We start from the raw sequence: 15,725 nt of genomic DNA, 5'->3' as shown, positions 1-15,725 counted from the left end.
GCTCAGCGCTGCCCGGGCTTCCCGGGCAGCGCCTCAGGCGGCGAAGAACCGGCCCACCAGATCCAGCGCGCCCTTTATGTCTTCATCCGTCACATCGAGGTGCGTCACCCAGCGCTGCTGGCCATAGCGCCCGCTGACGCCCACCCCATTCTCGGTGAGAAAGGCCGTCAGCCGCTCTTCCAACGCCGCCTCGCTGTCCACCCACAAAATATTGGTATCCGGCTGCGTTACTCGCAGCGCCTTGTGCTTGCCCAGCCCCTCGGCCAATGCCTTGGCGCGGCGATGATCCTCGGCCAGCCGTTCGACGTGGTGATCGAGCGCATGCAGCCCCGCCGCCGCCAGAATCCCTGCCTGGCGCATCCCGCCGCCCAGCATCTTGCGATGCCGTCGCGCCGTCTCGATGAGATCGCCGCGCCCCACCAGCACCGAACCCACTGGCGCTCCCAGCCCCTTGGACAGGCAGATCGAGACGCTGTCGAACGGCGCGGTGAAGGCGCCAATGTCCATCCCCAGCGCCACGCAGGCATTGAAGGCCCGCGCGCCGTCGAGATGCAGCCCCAGCCCGTGTTTTTGTGCGATGCCCGCGATCTCTTCCATATAGGCGAAAGGCAGGACGCGGCCTCCAAAGGTGTTCTCGAGCGCGATCACCCGCGTCACGGCGAAATGGCTGTCGCCCGGCGCCTTGATCGCGTCCTCGACCTCCTTGGGGTCCATGGTGCCGTCCGGGCGATGTGCGATCGGTTGGGGCTGGATCGACCCCAGCACAGCCGCGCCGCCTGCCTCGTATTTGTAGCAATGCGCATTCTGGCCGGCGATGAATTCGTCGCCGCGCCCGCAATGGCTCATCAGTGCCAGGAGGTTCGATTGGGTCCCTGAAGGCACGAAAATCGCCGCTTCCTTGCCCAGCATTCCGGCCATGCGCTGTTCGAGCAGATTGACGCTCGGGTCGTCGCCATAGACGTCGTCGCCCACTTCCGCTGCCGCCATGGCCGCACGCATGGCCTCGGTCGGCTTGGTGACAGTGTCGGAACGGAAATCGTGGCGAATCGAATTCATGGGGCTCTCCTGGCGAACCCCTTCTATGTGCCAAGCAGGCTCAATTTCCGCTAGGCCGCAACGTCCCCATCTTCGCTGCCGTCATTGGCAGCGGTCAGCTCCATGCCCGGTTTGCGCGCCACCACCAAAATTCCGTTGATCGGCGCCCCGCGATCGAGACGCAGCACCGCGGTCTCGAAGCGCAACACCTCGAGGCCCGCCACCACGAGCGCGTCCCGCGTCGCCTGCACCCCATGGGCGTAGCGCAGGCTGGGGCGCAGGAACACCGGCTCCTCGCCATCATGCGCCTCGAGCGAAAAGGCAACGAGCCCTCCGGGCCGAAGCGCTGGCATCAGCGCGGCGAGCACCGGCTGCAACGCGCCGCAATAGATGAACACATCCGCGGCCGTCACGAGATCTGCGTCGGCGCGCCTTGTGTTGAGCGCGGCCACGAGCTCGGCCTTCTGCAGGCTGTCATAGATCCCCTTGCGCGCCGTTTCGGCAATCATCGCTGCCGAAATATCGACCCCTTCGAGATGATCCACCTTGGCGCGCACCCGCTCGCCCATCAACCCGGTGCCGCAACCGAGATCGATGGCCTTGGCAAATCGGGCGATGCCCAGCGTCGCCATCTCCTGGCTGACCATTTCGTCGAGCAGGTCGGGCACCCGATAGCCGAGCTTGCCGACCAGCGACTGCTCGAATTGGGGCGCATATTGATCGAACAGCGCTTCGACATAGCCGACCGCGGTCCCCTGACCGGCGGGCCCCGCATCATGGGCCGCCAGTTTCAGCGTCGCGCCGAAAATGCCGTCGTCGTCGAGCGCTTCCAGCCGCCGCCAGGCCGAAATCGCTCCCGACACATTGCCCGCCTTCTCGTGATAGGCGCCCGCCAGGTCCCAGCCGCCTGCCCAGTCCGGCGCGATTTCGAGCGCCTGCATCATCAACTCGGCGGCTGCATCATGCTCGCCGCCTTCCGCCAGCGCACGGGCATAGTCGGCACGCCGGTCGGCAATCACATCACCCGAAGAGTGAAACGACTTGCTCAAGAGAGGGAACTTTCATGAAATCACCGGCCGGGCTGGCGCAGCGCGCGGGATTTGCAGGATTTCATCGCCGTTTTCAAGAAAATTGCGCATCCACATCATGGAAAATACAGGAAGGCCTTTCTTCTCTATACAAGTGGTATAGAATAGCCCTCACCAGACTCTGGAGCGGCGCCACAGTTTCGGACCGCACCCCCACAATCCAGACTCTGTGCCCCTTTGCGGGCAGTTGCTTCGACCCCTCCCGGATCGGAGTTTTTTGACGGCTGGAAATGGTTTAACCTGGAAAAGGCATGTCCTTCTCCGGGCCTTTTGTCGTGAGCATTCGCCATATTGAAGTGCGATCAAATTCACGCTAGGTTCAAATTATCGAATATTGCGGCCGACTGATCTGAAGACGAATTGCCATTCGCCATTGCTGAAGTCATCTACCGATATTTCGATATCAACTAAGATCACGACCGGGCACGGTCTGGGTCGCCTACAGCATCGACTGCACGAGGGAACGCGCATATGGCAACGGGCACCGTTAAGTGGTTCAATGGCCAAAAAGGTTATGGTTTCATCCAGCCGGATGAGGGTGGTGCGGACGTTTTCGTCCATATCTCCGCTGTCCAGCGTTCGGGCCTGAACGGCCTGGATGAAGGCCAGAAAGTTACCTACGAGATCGTCAAGGACAAGCGGACTGGCAAGTCCGCCGCCGACAACCTCCAGGCCAGCTAAGCACCATTGCAAGTAAAAGGGCGCGTCCTCTTGGAGGGGCGCGCCCTTTTTCTTTTCTAAAGACCCTCGGGCGCGACCCGGATCAGGCGTCCATTGGCCTCATCCGTGAGGAGGTAGATTGCCCCGTCAGCGCCTGTTCGCACGTCGCGGATGCGCCCCAACTGCCCTTCGAACAGCGGCTCCACTTGCTGCACGGCATCCCCCTCCATGTCGATGCGCACCAGCACATTGCCGCTGAGCCCGCCGGCGAGCAGATCGCCCTGCCATCCGGCAATGAGATCGCCATCATAGAAGTCCAGTCCCGACGGCGAAATGGATGGATCCCAATAGTGCAGCGGCTGCTCCAGCCCCTCTTTTGTCGTGCCCTCGCCGATCGCCAGTCCCGAATAGTCGCGGCCATAGGTAATAACTGGCCAGCCATAATTCTTGCCCGCTTCAGGCTTGTTCACCTCGTCGCCACCGCGCGCACCATGCTCGACAGTAAAGAGCGCACCATCCTCTTCCCGCACTGTGGCACCCTGCGGGTTGCGATGGCCGATGCTCCAGAACGCCGGATGCCAACCCTCGATCTTGGGATTGTCCTGCGGAATGCTTCCGTCCGGGGCAATCCGCACCACGCCACCGGCGAGGTCCTGCGGGTCCTGCGCCCTTTCCATGTCGCCTCGCTCCCCAAGTGTCACGAACAGATTGCCATCAGTGCCGATGGCGATGCGCGACCCGAAGTGGCGATTGGAATTGTTGAAATTGTTCATGCGGAAGATGACGGCCTGGTCCTCCAGCCGGCCACCATCGCCCTCCAGCACAAGTCGCGCCGCCATAACTGCCGTCCCGGTGCCGCGCTGCAGGCCCGCGCTCGCCGCCGGTTCGGCGAAGGTGAGAAAAATCCGTCCGCTCGTTGCAAAATCGGGTGCCAGCGCCAGGTCCAGCAAACCGCCCTGCCCGACCGCAACCACCTCGGGCACGCCCTCGATCGGCGGACCGACCACGCCATCATCGACGATGCGCAATTGCCCGCTGCGTTCGGTCACGAGGAACCTGCCATCATCGAGAAACCCCAGTGCCCAGGGATGATCGAGGCCCTCTGCCACAACATTGGCCGTCAGCGGGCCGGCACTGCTGTCGATGGTCTGGGCCACGGCCGACCCGTGGCTGACGACAACAGCCAGTAAAATTGCCACAGGCGTTCCAAAGCCAGAGATTGTCATGAACGTCCCTTCCACTATTTGATCCGACATCTTGAACGGCGACAGGATCAGCCTATCTCCTGTTGCGCACATCCGCTTGACCGGAACGCGCCGTGCGGGCAAGTTGCGCATGTCTTCCTAAAAACTTGTCGTGAAGCGGAGGCCGAACGCAGTTTGGCGAGGGGACAACATGCTGGATGCGCCCGACAGGTGCGCGCCAGCCCACACTCATTCGTGGCGCGTCATGGTGTTTCTCTTCAGAGATGCCGTGGCGCGCCGGATTTCTTTGCCGAGCCCACTGGAGGCGAGACGATATGGACAAGATCCCGATGACGGTTCAGGGCCACAAGGCCCTGGGCGTTGAGTTCGAACACCGCACTGCAACCGAACGGCGCCGCATTATCGAAGCGATCGCAGAAGCCCGCGCGCATGGCGATCTTTCGGAGAATGCTGAATATCACGCCGCCAAGGAGCAGCAGAGCCTCAATGAAGGCCGCATCAAGGAGCTCGAGACCATCCTTGCCCTGGCTGATATCATCGATGTCAGCAAGCTGAGCGGCACCACGGTCAAGTTCGGCGCTACCGTCACCTATATCGACGAGGACACCGAGGAAGAAAAGACCTACCAGATCGTGGGCGATCCCGAGGCCGACGCGTCGGCCGGCCGTATCTCGATCTCCTCCCCGCTTGCGCGCGCCATGATAGGCAAGTCCGTGGGCGATTCGTTTGAAGTGGCTGCCCCCGGCGGCTCGCGCAGCTACGAAATCCTCAAGGTGCGCTATATCTGACACCCGGATTGGGGCTTCGGCCCCTTTCTTCTGTGTCTTTCGCGCATAAACGGGTCATTGTCTGCCACCCGGTTCACACAGCGCCTTGAAACCTCCCTGCTTCGCCCCTTAACTAGGGGCGAGGGATAATTCCTTTGTCTTACGGAGACCTGTCGCGATGCACGCGAAAGTCATCATCATCGGTTCCGGTCCTGCTGGATATACGGCGGCCATCTATGCGGCGCGCGCCATGCTCGAACCCGTGATGATCCAGGGCCTCCAGCCCGGCGGCCAGCTCACCATCACCACCGATGTCGAGAACTATCCCGGCTTTGCCGACGTCATCCAGGGCCCCTGGCTGATGGAGCAGATGAAGGCGCAGGCCGAGCATGTCGGCACAAAGATCGTCAACGACATCATCACCCATGTCGATTTCGATCGTCGTCCCTTCGTGCTCACCTCCGATAGCGGCACAAGTTACACGGCAGACAGCATCATCATCGCCACGGGCGCCCAGGCCAAATGGCTGGGCCTACCCTCCGAGCAGAAATTCCAGGGCTTTGGCGTTTCCGCCTGTGCGACCTGCGATGGCTTTTTCTATCGCGGCAAGCAGGTCCTCGTGGTCGGCGGCGGCAACACGGCCGTCGAGGAAGCGCTCTTCCTCACCAATTTCGCCGAAAAGGTCATCGTCGTGCATCGCCGCGACGAATTCCGCGCCGAGCGCATCCTGCAGGATCGCCTGTTCAAGAACCCGAAAATCGAAGTGCGCTGGAACACCGAAGTTGTCGAAGTCGGCGGCGCGCCGATGCCGCCCTCGGTCAATACGGTCCGCCTGCACAACCGGGTCACCGGCGAGAATTATGACCAGCCGATCGACGGCATCTTCGTGGCCATCGGCCACGCACCGGCAACGTCGATCTTTGCCGGCAAGCTCGACATGAAGCCGGGCGGGTATCTGCAGGTGAAGCCCGGCACCACCGAAACCAATATCCCCGGCGTCTTTGCGGCCGGCGACGTCACTGACGACGTCTATCGACAGGCCGTCACTGCCGCAGGCATGGGCTGCATGGCTGCGCTCGACGCCGAGCGCTTCCTTGCCGAACATGAACTTGCCGAAGCTGCGGAATAGGCTGCGACAGCATGTCCGGGGTAAAACTTCAAACCGTCACAATGACTTCCCGTCTGTCGTCTAAGGCGGGGCGAGTTCCTTCACCCGGCTGATCAGCACAAAGAAAGCGTCAATGAAAATGCTCGACTGGGACAAGCTCCGGATTTTCCACACCGCCGCTGAGTCGGGCTCTTTCACCCACGCTGCCGAAAAGCTGGGCATGAGCCAGTCTGCCGTCAGCCGGCAGATCTCGGCGCTCGAGGACGATCTGGGCCTCAAGCTTTTCATCCGCCATGCACGCGGCCTGGTGCTCACCGAGGTGGGCGAACAATTGTTCCGCACCGCCCATCGCATGCACTGGGAATTGCAGCAGGTCGAGACGCAGATGTCCGAGAGCCAGGACGAACCCACTGGCCCGCTCATCGTCACCACCACGGTCGGCATCGGCTCGACCTGGCTATCGTCGCGACTCGATGAGTTCTTGCAGCTCTATCCGCTGATCCAGCTCGAAATCCGCCTCAATGACGCCGAACTCGACCTCGCCATGCGCGAGGCCGACGTGGCCATTCGGCTGCACCGGCCCAACCAGTCCGAGATGATCCAGCGCAAGCTGTTCACCGTGCACAACCATTTCTATGCCAGCTCCTCCTATATCGAAGATCACGGCATGCCCAAGGCCGTTGACGACCTGGACGAGCACCGCATCATCAGCTTCGGCGAGCCGGTCCCGTCCTATCTCGGCGACATCAACTATCTCGAGCGCCTCGGCCGTCCCGATTCCAGCCCGCGCCGCGCCGTGCTCAAGGTCAACGCCATCTATGGCATGATGCAGGCCTGCCGCGCCGGCATCGGTGTCGCCATGCTGCCTGCCTATGTGACCGAAAAGGAAGACGGTCTCGTCCAGGTCCTGCCCGAGATCGAGCTGCCCGCCTACGAGGCCTATTTCGTCTATCCACCGGCCTTGAAGAATTCCAAGCGCGTCGGCGTCTTCCGCGACTTCCTCGTTTCCAAGGCACGGGAATGGTCGTTCTGATTTGCCCCGCATAACCACCATCGCCTTCGATGCCGATGATACGTTGTGGCAAAACGAGCGCTATTTCCGCCTGACAGAACAGCGCTTCGCCGCCCTTCTGGCGCCCTATACCGACGCGCCGGACCTGGTTGAGCGCCTCATCGAATCCACCAAGCGCAATCTGCGCTTTTACGGTTTCGGCATGAAGGGCTTTGCCCTCTCCATGGTCGAAACGGCCCTTGAGGTCACCGAACATCGCGTCCCCGGCACGGTCATTGCCGAAATCCTCGCCGCCGGCCGCGAATTGCTGACCTACCCGATCGAAACCCTGCCCTATGTCGATCAGGCGCTGGCCGGCCTCGAACGCGACTATCGGCTGATCCTGATCACCAAGGGCGATATCTTCGACCAGGAGCGCAAGCTCGCCGCCTCCGGGCTTGCCGACTATTTTGCCGCCATCGAAATCGTCGCAGACAAGACCGCAGCCACCTATGAGCGCCTCTTCGCCCGCCATACCGAAGGTGCTGAGCACACCGTCATGGTCGGCAATTCCCTGCGCTCCGATATCCTTCCGGCCCTCGAAGCCGGTGCCTTCGGCGTCTATGTGCCACACGACCTCACTTGGTCCTATGAGCACGCCGAGGAACCGCCGGCATCCCCGCGCTATGCCCGGATCGAGCATCTGGGGCTTCTCGAAGCGACCCTGGCCGCTTTCACCCACGCGCCCTGATCTGCTTCGTCCCGCCTCTCGTGAGCGACCTAGCTCGGGCAATCGCTGATTAAGACTTTGGCAATGTTGAGATCGGGCGCGCACAAGAAATATGCGCGGCAAACTTCGCAGTTCTAGGCCATCTAATCCTTGATTTTGCTTGCCTATTTCGTCCGCCATGCGAGAGGCGCATATCTGACATGTCAGTGGACTGGTTGGCGAATAGGCATCCCGCCCATATATGCAGCACATCACAGCGCGCTTGTTTTCTCCCTCCTCCCTTGCAACGCGCTGCGTTCCCTCCTAGCGGGCTTTTGGCTCGCGACCCTGGTGGCTCCGCTCTCCCCTCGGGCGGAGCCATTTTTTTGTCTTGTGCCATGCGAATTTGCATAGCTGACATGTGACGGCGCCTATTGCCTACTGAACTGGTAGAGTACATATAGGGCGTGTCGCTGAGACGTTCTTCCGAACCTCCTCCCTCGGAACTCTGTATCGCGACACTGAGTTGCGGATCTCTCCTCCTCCCTGATCCAAGGCTCTTGGCAGAATGGCATACTCCTCCTCCCTTGCCCTTCTGCCCCACTTTCGATCTGGATCTGCCGATCATCTTTGATCTGGCCTGCCGATCATCGGGCTCCAACTTCGGTTGGAGCCCTTTTTTTCTCTCCCCGCCCCCACCTCCCTCGCGCCGCTTTTTCACCGCCAGGAGAGGGGTGCGACAATCTGCCTAAGAAATGGACAGATTGACGCTGTGCCTAATGCATAGCTGACATGCTCACTTCTGCATTGCTGACCAGACGGTCAAAATCTATATTGCTCCTTGTCGACGCGACGCCGCTCCTTCTCCTCCTCCCTAGGACCCGCGACGCTCGGCACCGGGTTTCAGCCGTATCCTCCTCCCTCGGCTGGGGCCCACCGGTTCTGCGCATATCCTCCTCCCTTGCGCGGGGCCAAAACTCTCGATTTGGCTTCGGCCCTATCATAAGGCTCCAACTTCGGTTGGAGCCTCTTTTTTTGCCTGCACCACCCGCGGTCCGGAAAAACAAATCGAGCATTTCGCCTGCGCAACGAAACAGCGAGCGGCGCGAATCTGCATGGCAGCACTTCCCATTGCGCGTTTGTGCGCCGCTTCAGAACGTCGCATATTTCGCGCGAAAGCGGGATCGTGGTGACCCGCTTCCTCCAAGGTCGGAAGCTCTTGCTAAAGACCTCTAGCCCCGCCCATCCCCTCGGGCGGGGCTTCTTTATTTCAGGGTTTCGGCAGAATCAGCCCGGCAAACTTTGCCGACGCCTCCGTCCCCGACCTCCCTCGCCATTGAAATCAAAAGATAATTTTTCGGCACAACACTTGCTTAACCATTTTCAGCAAGGAGCTTTGCCATGGTCGCCGTCACCTCCACCTATTATTCCAGCTATACGAGCACGTCCTATTCGTCCGCGGCCAGCAAGGCCGGCACGGCGGCCACAGGCGCGGCGACCACCGCAGCAACTTCCGTCACTCTATCCGATGCGGCCCGCGCCGCCCTCGCCGAGCGCGATCTCCTGACAGTGGTCAGCGATGCTCGGGCCAAGCTCGCCAAATTGCTCGAGGAAGTGGGCCGCACCTCACCCCTCGAGGGCGACGAACTGGCGCTTGATCTCTCGAGCCTTGATGCACGCGAGCTCTATGCCCTGGCCAGCGACAAGAATTCGAAGGCGGATGAGAGCGAGGCCGCAACCCTTGAAATGCAGCGCCGCCTGGAAGCCGCCTTGGCCGGCCCCCTCGCCATCGCCGATGTGACCGGCGACTTCACCGGCCTCTATAAGGCCGCCGCCAGCTATTTCGACACTCTCGGCCCCGAGGAAAAAGCCAGCGCCGACTGGAAGGCCGGCCGGGACGCCCTCACCGAAGGCCTCAAGCAATTGCAGGCCGATCCAAAGCGGTTCCCCGATGCCGGCGAAGATGATCCCGTCGCCCTCTATATCGCCCTTGTCGAGGCCAAGGACGCCACCGGCCAGCAGAGCATGGTCACCCTTGCCGCCAATGCCCGCGCCGTGCTCGACAAGCGCTATGCCGACGCACAGGCGGCGGGCAAGACACCCACATTCAATCCCTATTCATCGCGCGGCGCGCTCATCGACCTCTCGGATCTGTCGAGCCGTTCGCTCTCGGCCATCGTCCTCAACGAGGGCGGCCAGTTCAGCACCGACGAGATCAAGGCCGCTCAATCGACCTTGCGGACCAAGTCCAGCGCGGCGCTGATGGCCGGCCTCAAATCCGCCGGCCAGTCGGGCGACCCCAGCGCCTTCAGCCAGAACGTCATCGCCGCCTTCTCCTCGCTCAGCCCCGAGGAGCGCCAGGCCGCCGGCTGGTCCGACAAGCTCTACGAAGCCGCAATCGCCAACTACAACACCTCCAGCAAGCTCATGCAGATGTTCACCGAACTCGGCGCCAGCGGCCCCACAGCCAAATCCAGCGGCCTCGCCGGCCTTCTGGGAAGTTAATCGGCAAGATCCACGCCTGAGAGCGGTCGGACCGGCATGAACTGGGCCAGCTCCAATCGCACGGAACGTGCTTTCCGAACCTCCGGCCAAAGCTGGTTTGCGAGCCGCAGGCCCTCTGCGGCATCGCCCGCCATTTCGACCGTGACATGGGGCGTCCACTGGCCAGGACGATAATGGGGACGGATACGATCCACCGGCACGACGTCGGCGATCCGCTGCTGGAGGTCGAAAAGCGCTGCCCCGCCGTCGCAGGCAAGCCAGACGATGCTCGTATCGGGAAATTGCCGGGCAGGCCCAAGCGACAGGTCAAGTCCTCGCTCGCCTGCCATTGCATCAATGGCGCCGCTGAGCGAAGTGGCCAGATCATCATCGTCCGAGACGATCAGCGACACATGCGGGGCATAGCCAAGATTGTCCATGGCGCTGCAGATGCCACTGTCTGCCAGCGCCTGCCAGACACGCCGTACCGCGCCGTCGACCTCGGGGTCGAAGAGAAGCGATACGGCGATCGCCATTATTTCACCCCGCCACAGAACGCCTGGATGCGCCGCACCGCTTCTTCAAGCTCTGCATTCGCCGCCGCATAGCTCAGCCGGAAATGCCCCGGCAGGCCGAACGCAGTGCCATGCACCAGCGCCACCCCTGCTTCTTCCAGCAGCGCCATGACGAAATCCTCGTCATTGGCGATCAGCTTGCCGCCCGCACTGGTCTTGCCCAGAAGCCCCTTGCACGAGGGGAACACATAAAACGCCCCCTGCGGCGTCAGGCATTCAACACCATTGGCCGCATTCAGGCCCGCAACCACCAGATCGCGCCGCCCCTGGAACACGTCGCGCCACTCGGCGAGGAATTCCTGTGGGCCATCCAGTGCCGCAACGGCCGCCCATTGCGAGATCGAGGAGGGATTGGTCGTCGACTGGCTCTGAAGCTTCGTCATCGCCGCCAGCAAGGGCCGCGGTCCGGTGCAATAGCCGATGCGCCAGCCGGTCATGGCATGGGACTTCGACACTCCGTTCATGGTCAGCGTGCGCGCCTGCAGCGCCGGCTCGACCTGGGCGATGGTGGCAAAGGTGCCGCCGTCGTAGACCAGGACCTCGTAGATATCGTCGGTGAGGATGTGCACATGAGGATGGCGCAGCAGCACATCGGCCAGCCCGCGGAGCTCGTCAGCCGTATAGGCCGCGCCCGTCGGGTTGGACGGCGTATTGAGGATCAGCCACTTGGTCTTGGGCGAGATCGCCCTTTCCAGCGCAACCGGCGTCAGCTTGAACCCGCTCGCCGCATCCGCCACGGCGAACACCGGTTCGGCCCCGCAGAGACGTACGATCTCGGGATAGCTGACCCAATAGGGAACCGGCACCACGACCTCGTCGCCCGGATTGAGCGTCGCCATCAGCGCGTTGAAGATGATCTGCTTGCCGCCCGAGGAGATGAAGCAGTCCGCAGCAGTCACGTCGAGGCCATTGTCGCGCTTGAACTTGCGGGCGACCGCTTCCTTGAGTTCGGGGATGCCGTCGACATTGGTGTAGCGCGTCTTGCCCTCGTCCATTGCCGCCTTGGCGGCGTCGCGCACATGCAGTGGCGTGTCGAAATCGGGTTCCCCGGCCGAGAGCGCAATGATGTCCTTGCCCTCCTGCGCCATCATGCGCGCTTTCTGGGTGATCCCCACTGTCGCCGACGGCGCCACGCGCGCGAGTGCATCAGAAAGAAAACCCATCAAAGCCTCCGGAGAATTGGACGGCATTTGTGTATTGCATGGCGCCGCCCGCGGGAAGGCCTATTGGCGGGGTGGCGCCGTCGTCTCGCGCACCACGAGTGCGGCGGGCAATATACGCCGGCCCTCCACCTGCTCGCCTCCGAGAGCGGCCTCAACCGCCAACCGCGCAATGTCCTTCATGGGCTGCTGAACCGTGGTCAGTTTGGGCGTTGCCACCGCAGATTCGGGCACGCCGTCAAAGCCGACGACAGACACGTCGCCCGGCACGCTCAGCCCGTTGCGGATCAGCCAGTCCACCGCCCACATGGCAATCTTGTCCGACATGGCAAGAATAGCGCTCGGCCGCTCCCCGCTGCCGAACAGCGCCGCCATGCTCTCCTGCGTGCTCCCGGCGTCTTCCTGCGTCACCATGATCGGCACGCTGGCGATGTCGATCCCCGCAGCCTCCATGGCCTGCCAATAGCCGAAGGCCCGGTCCCTGGAGGTCGAGTATTTCGCCGCCCGCATCTGCGCCTCGCTTGCCGGACCGACGAGATCGTCATCGAGCTGGGTGGAGAGGATGGCGAGCCGCCGATGGCCAAGGCCGATGAGATGCTCCGCCGCCAGGCGCGCACCGCCGACATTGTCGACCCCGATGGCAGGGATGGTCTGATCTGCCGCCCCGATGGCCAGCGCTACAAAGGGAAGCCTGCGCGCCCTCGTGATCTCGACCAGACGCTCTCCGCCCTCGACGCAAAGCAGGATGAACCCATCCACCACGGCGGAACCGATGTTCCAGTCCAGCCGCTCGTCACTTTGCGCCGACACCAGTGCCACGCCCGCGCCCTGCGCGTCGCAGATTTCGGAAATCTCGGCCAGCAGATGCCGCGCCCACAGATCCTCGAAGAAATAGCTCAGCGGCTCGATCGCCGCGACCCCCACCGCATTGACCCGTCCGGCCCGCAGCAGCCGGCCGGCAACGCTCGGCCCGCCATATCCCAGCTTGCCGGCAGCCTTCAAAACGCGCTCGCGCACTTCTTCGCGGACAACCTCCGGACGGTTGAACACATTTGATGCCGTGCCCTGTGAAACCCCGGCCTCCCGCGCCACGTCCCGCAGCCGCACCAGTTCCTTTTCGGCCATGCCATTACTCCGTTCGCACCCAGCTTAGGTCAATTCTTGGATCGGTTCAATTTCTGCTTGACTCCCACCTGCCACGGCGCAATATTGAACCGATTCAAGAAAGGCATTCACCCTCGCTTTGAATCGATTCAACATGTAGCCGAATGAGGAGTTGAAAATGATACCCGCCAGCTATCTCTTCAAGACAATCTACCACGACACCTGGGACCACGCCGGGCCCGAGGAGAGCAAGGAGAGCGAGGAAAAGCGCCCCCCGCGCACCGGCCATCCCATCTCAATGGCCCTCGCCCTTTCCGCTCTGAACAGCATTTTCCGGCGCCAAATGGTAACATTTCGCTAACCCATAAGGTCGAACGGCCACACTTCTGCCCCCAAATTGCCGCTCGGCCTCCTTAGTCGAACCCTATTCGGATGGTTTATTGCCAGCATCGGAAGTGATTAAAAGTTTCAGTCCCATGCAGCCTTCCAAAGCCACACCACGTCGCAAGAAAGTCCGCCTCGCCGTAGCGCTCGGCTCCAGCCTGGTCGGGCTTGGCGCGGCTTCTGTCGCCCTCCTGGGCGGTGTTACGCCGGCCGTGGCGGCCAATATTGCCAGCCAGCCAGACGCCCAGATCGCCGTGTTCATGGTCCCTGTGACGCTCTTGCTGATGGCCCTGCTTTTCGAAGCCGCCCGCTTCATCTGGCGCGGCCGCATCCCGGTTCAAACGCCGGCGAAGCGTTCCCTTCAGACGCATTGGCAGGGGCGCAACTAGCGGTTTCGCCTGCCTTTTCTCCGACCTCCCTGACTGACTGGCCGGCATTTTGCCGGCCTTTTTTTGCTCGACTTTTGGTGACTTGCGCCACTCCCATGGCGGGCGCACACTCCTTCCAGCAAGGAGGATATGACCATGTATGTCGAGACCATCCTGCAGGCCAAAGGCACGACGGTTTTCACCCTGCCCGAAACCGCGACGCTGGCTGAGGCCGTCGCCATGCTCAACGCCCACAATATTGGTGCCCTCGTCATCACCGGCAGTGGCGACACCGTTGTCGGCATCCTGTCCGAGCGCGACATCGTCCGCCAGCTTGGCACCGACCCGGCCGCTGCCCTCGCCCGCTCGGTACGCCAGATCATGACCGCCGATCTCGTCACCTGCACCCGCGATACGCCGATCGACCACATTATGGACCGCATGACCCGTCGCCGCGTGAGGCACATGCCAGTTCTCGACGGCACGAGCCTTGTCGGCATCGTCTCCATAGGTGATGTGGTCAAGATCAAGATCGAGGAAGTCGAGCACGAAGCCGAAGCGTTGCGCGACTATATCGCCAGCTAGACAGCCTCTCGTCTCGGCTTTTGTTCGCAGGGTGACATTCTCCTGCGCATATTCGCGGCCGCAGGCATGTCCCGGGCTTTGCTTTTTCATGCGCCTGCCATACCGTTCGGAAAACCGTAGACGGACCGCGCATGACCACCCTGCCCCTCGACCCGGCGCGTATTCGCGCTCTGTTCCCCGCCTTTTCCGAACCTGGCCTTTCCGGCCAGGCCTTTTTCGAAAACGCGGGCGGCTCCTACACCGCAAGGCCCGTGCTCGATCGCCTCGACACCTATTATCGCGCCAACAAGCTTCAGCCCTATGGCGCCTACCCGGCCTCGATCGCGGCAGGCCAGGCGATGGACCTGGCCTATGCGCGCATTGCAGAGGCCCTTAATGTCTCGACCGACTGGATCCATTTCGGCCCCTCGAGTTCCGCCAACACCTATGTCCTCGGCCACGCCTTTTCTGGCTGGCTGAAGCCGGGCGATGCCATCGTCGTCACCAATCAGGACCACGAGGCCAATACCGGGGCCTGGCGCCGTCTCGCCCAGCACGGCGTCGAGGTGCGCGAATGGGGCGTCGATCCCCGCACCGGCCAATTGTCGCTCGACACGCTGGATGCACTGCTCGACGACAAGATCCGTCTCGTCGCCATGACCCAGTGTTCCAACATCGTCGGCGAAATAAACCCTGTCTCCGAAGTGGCCATTCGCACCCGCGCGCTGGGGGCCGTCCTCGCCGTCGATGGTGTCAGCTATGCTCCCCATGGCCTGCCCGATCTCGCTGCGCTGGGCGCCGACATCTACTTTTTCTCGGCCTATAAGACCTATGGCCCCCACCAGGGCGTCATGGCCATCCGCCCTGACCTCGCGGCACAATTGCCGAACCAGGGGCATTTCTTCAACGATATCAAGCCGCGCTATCGCCTGACCCCGGCAGGCCCGGACCACGCCCAGATCGCCGCCAGCGCCGGCATCGTCGATTACCTTGAAGCCGTCGCCGATATCGCCGGAACATCAGTTGAGGGCGAAAATCCCTTCCGTCGCGCCCACGCCGCAATGCGCGCGCAGGAAATAGCCCTCGCCGCCCCGCTGCTCGAATTCCTCCGCAGCCGCAACGATATCCAGCTCATTGGCCCCGATGATCCCGAGCGGCGCGCCCCAACCATCGCCCTTCGCCACAGCCTGCCGGGACTGGAACTCGCCAAGCGCCTCGCCACCCACGGCGTGATGGCCGGCGGCGGCCATTTCTACGCCTGGCGCCTGCTCGAAGCGCTGGGGATCGACCCCAATCACGGCGTCCTGCGCCTGTCCTTCGTGCACTACACGACACCCGAGGAAATCCAGCAACTCATCCGCGCCCTCGACGCCGAGCTCTAGGCCTTTGGCACGCACCTGCCGTTTCCTGTCGGGAGGCGGCAATGCATGCCAGTTGCAGCCACACGCTCAAACCTGCACCTCCCCCTTGTAGGGGGAGGCCGGGAGGGGGTGGAGCCACACCCTCAACACCATCGCGCAATC

At 62.4% G+C, this 15,725-nt stretch carries 16 protein-coding genes; 10 read left to right on the top strand and 6 right to left on the bottom strand.

The window, feature by feature from the left end:
* Positions 1-33 precede the first annotated feature (33 nt).
* Both ltaE and N0P34_RS06325 read right to left on the bottom strand, forming a co-directional pair.
* Positions 34-1,056: a low-specificity L-threonine aldolase gene (gene ltaE / locus N0P34_RS06330; RefSeq protein WP_275606170.1), complete on the bottom strand. Its 1,023-nt coding sequence runs from the start codon at positions 1,054-1,056 to the stop codon at positions 34-36.
* Between the two features lie 50 nt (positions 1,057-1,106).
* Complete coding sequence (locus tag N0P34_RS06325) at positions 1,107-2,084, bottom strand: methyltransferase (protein WP_275606169.1); 978 nt, start codon at positions 2,082-2,084, stop codon at positions 1,107-1,109.
* Positions 2,085-2,594: 510 nt separating this feature from the next.
* On the opposite strand from N0P34_RS06325, the gene N0P34_RS06320 reads away from it, so the two are divergent.
* Positions 2,595-2,804, top strand: coding sequence for a cold-shock protein (locus tag N0P34_RS06320; RefSeq protein ID WP_275606168.1), 210 nt, complete (start codon positions 2,595-2,597; stop codon positions 2,802-2,804).
* 56 nt (positions 2,805-2,860) lie between these two features.
* Here the strand turns inward: N0P34_RS06320 and N0P34_RS06315 are convergent, their stop codons facing one another.
* On the bottom strand, positions 2,861-4,009 hold the full coding sequence (locus tag N0P34_RS06315) for a PQQ-dependent sugar dehydrogenase (protein WP_275606167.1): 1,149 nt from the start codon (positions 4,007-4,009) through the stop codon (positions 2,861-2,863).
* A gap of 293 nt (positions 4,010-4,302) precedes the next feature.
* On the opposite strand from N0P34_RS06315, the gene greA reads away from it, so the two are divergent.
* The 5 genes from greA to N0P34_RS06290 all read left to right on the top strand — a co-directional run bounded on the left by greA (position 4,303) and on the right by N0P34_RS06290 (position 10,068).
* A complete protein-coding gene (greA, locus tag N0P34_RS06310; protein WP_275606166.1) occupies positions 4,303-4,776 on the top strand; it encodes a transcription elongation factor GreA in 474 nt (157 codons plus the stop codon).
* Between the two features lie 157 nt (positions 4,777-4,933).
* On the top strand, positions 4,934-5,884 hold the full coding sequence (trxB, locus tag N0P34_RS06305; RefSeq protein WP_275606165.1) for a thioredoxin-disulfide reductase: 951 nt from the start codon (positions 4,934-4,936) through the stop codon (positions 5,882-5,884).
* Positions 5,885-5,996: 112 nt separating this feature from the next.
* On the top strand, positions 5,997-6,896 hold the full coding sequence (locus N0P34_RS06300) for a LysR family transcriptional regulator (RefSeq protein ID WP_275606164.1): 900 nt from the start codon (positions 5,997-5,999) through the stop codon (positions 6,894-6,896).
* Between the two features lies 1 nt (position 6,897).
* Complete coding sequence (locus N0P34_RS06295) at positions 6,898-7,605, top strand: HAD family hydrolase (RefSeq protein ID WP_275606163.1); 708 nt, start codon at positions 6,898-6,900, stop codon at positions 7,603-7,605.
* Positions 7,606-8,964: 1,359 nt separating this feature from the next.
* Positions 8,965-10,068 (top strand): hypothetical protein, encoded by a 1,104-nt coding sequence (locus tag N0P34_RS06290; protein WP_275606162.1) that lies wholly within the window; start codon positions 8,965-8,967, stop codon positions 10,066-10,068.
* On the opposite strand, the gene N0P34_RS06285 is transcribed toward N0P34_RS06290, so the two are convergent.
* Genes N0P34_RS06285 through N0P34_RS06275 form a run of 3 tightly spaced genes read right to left on the bottom strand, consistent with a single transcriptional unit; the run spans position 10,065 to position 12,907 of the window.
* Positions 10,065-10,583, bottom strand: a complete 519-nt coding sequence (locus tag N0P34_RS06285; RefSeq protein ID WP_275606161.1) for a 2'-5' RNA ligase family protein — start codon at positions 10,581-10,583, stop codon at positions 10,065-10,067. The genes N0P34_RS06290 and N0P34_RS06285 overlap by 4 nt on opposite strands.
* Positions 10,583-11,785: a pyridoxal phosphate-dependent aminotransferase gene (locus N0P34_RS06280; protein WP_275606160.1), complete on the bottom strand. Its 1,203-nt coding sequence runs from the start codon at positions 11,783-11,785 to the stop codon at positions 10,583-10,585. The genes N0P34_RS06285 and N0P34_RS06280 overlap by 1 nt, the downstream gene beginning before the upstream one ends.
* Positions 11,786-11,845: 60 nt before the next feature.
* Entirely contained in the window at positions 11,846-12,907 is a 1,062-nt protein-coding gene (locus tag N0P34_RS06275) for a LacI family DNA-binding transcriptional regulator (RefSeq protein ID WP_275606159.1), read from the bottom strand.
* A gap of 157 nt (positions 12,908-13,064) precedes the next feature.
* Here N0P34_RS06275 and N0P34_RS06270 point away from each other — a divergent pair, with 157 nt between their 5' ends.
* The 4 genes from N0P34_RS06270 (at position 13,065) to N0P34_RS06255 (ending at position 15,584) form a co-directional block, all read left to right on the top strand.
* Positions 13,065-13,247 (top strand): hypothetical protein, encoded by a 183-nt coding sequence (locus tag N0P34_RS06270; RefSeq protein WP_275606158.1) that lies wholly within the window; start codon positions 13,065-13,067, stop codon positions 13,245-13,247.
* A 115-nt stretch (positions 13,248-13,362) separates the two neighbouring features.
* Positions 13,363-13,659, top strand: coding sequence for a hypothetical protein (locus N0P34_RS06265; RefSeq protein WP_275606157.1), 297 nt, complete (start codon positions 13,363-13,365; stop codon positions 13,657-13,659).
* A gap of 135 nt (positions 13,660-13,794) precedes the next feature.
* Positions 13,795-14,223, top strand: coding sequence for a CBS domain-containing protein (locus N0P34_RS06260; RefSeq protein WP_275606156.1), 429 nt, complete (start codon positions 13,795-13,797; stop codon positions 14,221-14,223).
* Positions 14,224-14,354: 131 nt separating this feature from the next.
* Entirely contained in the window at positions 14,355-15,584 is a 1,230-nt protein-coding gene (locus N0P34_RS06255; protein WP_275606155.1) for an aminotransferase class V-fold PLP-dependent enzyme, read from the top strand.
* Positions 15,585-15,725: the final 141 nt, after the last annotated feature.

It is taken from the genome of Devosia sp. FJ2-5-3 (genome assembly GCF_029201545.1).
Lineage (GTDB): Bacteria > Pseudomonadota > Alphaproteobacteria > Rhizobiales > Devosiaceae > Devosia.
Note: the sequence above shows the minus strand (reverse complement) of the source record. Positions and strands in the feature narration are given on the sequence as shown.

Bases quoted from the DNA above. Each gene is read 5' to 3' on its own strand.
- trxB (WP_275606165.1), top strand. From the start codon at position 4,934: ATGCACGCGAAAGTCATCATCATCGGTTCCGGTCCTGCTGGATATACG.
- N0P34_RS06265 (WP_275606157.1), top strand. From the start codon at position 13,363: ATGCAGCCTTCCAAAGCCACACCACGTCGCAAGAAAGTCCGCCTCGCC.
- N0P34_RS06300 (WP_275606164.1), top strand. From the start codon at position 5,997: ATGAAAATGCTCGACTGGGACAAGCTCCGGATTTTCCACACCGCCGCT.
- ltaE (WP_275606170.1), bottom strand. From the start codon at position 1,056: ATGAATTCGATTCGCCACGATTTCCGTTCCGACACTGTCACCAAGCCG.
- N0P34_RS06315 (WP_275606167.1), bottom strand. From the start codon at position 4,009: ATGACAATCTCTGGCTTTGGAACGCCTGTGGCAATTTTACTGGCTGTT.
- N0P34_RS06280 (WP_275606160.1), bottom strand. From the start codon at position 11,785: ATGGGTTTTCTTTCTGATGCACTCGCGCGCGTGGCGCCGTCGGCGACA.
- greA (WP_275606166.1), top strand. From the start codon at position 4,303: ATGGACAAGATCCCGATGACGGTTCAGGGCCACAAGGCCCTGGGCGTT.
- N0P34_RS06285 (WP_275606161.1), bottom strand. From the start codon at position 10,583: ATGGCGATCGCCGTATCGCTTCTCTTCGACCCCGAGGTCGACGGCGCG.
- N0P34_RS06275 (WP_275606159.1), bottom strand. From the start codon at position 12,907: ATGGCCGAAAAGGAACTGGTGCGGCTGCGGGACGTGGCGCGGGAGGCC.
- N0P34_RS06270 (WP_275606158.1), top strand. From the start codon at position 13,065: ATGATACCCGCCAGCTATCTCTTCAAGACAATCTACCACGACACCTGG.
- N0P34_RS06260 (WP_275606156.1), top strand. From the start codon at position 13,795: ATGTATGTCGAGACCATCCTGCAGGCCAAAGGCACGACGGTTTTCACC.
- N0P34_RS06290 (WP_275606162.1), top strand. From the start codon at position 8,965: ATGGTCGCCGTCACCTCCACCTATTATTCCAGCTATACGAGCACGTCC.
- N0P34_RS06255 (WP_275606155.1), top strand. From the start codon at position 14,355: ATGACCACCCTGCCCCTCGACCCGGCGCGTATTCGCGCTCTGTTCCCC.
- N0P34_RS06320 (WP_275606168.1), top strand. From the start codon at position 2,595: ATGGCAACGGGCACCGTTAAGTGGTTCAATGGCCAAAAAGGTTATGGT.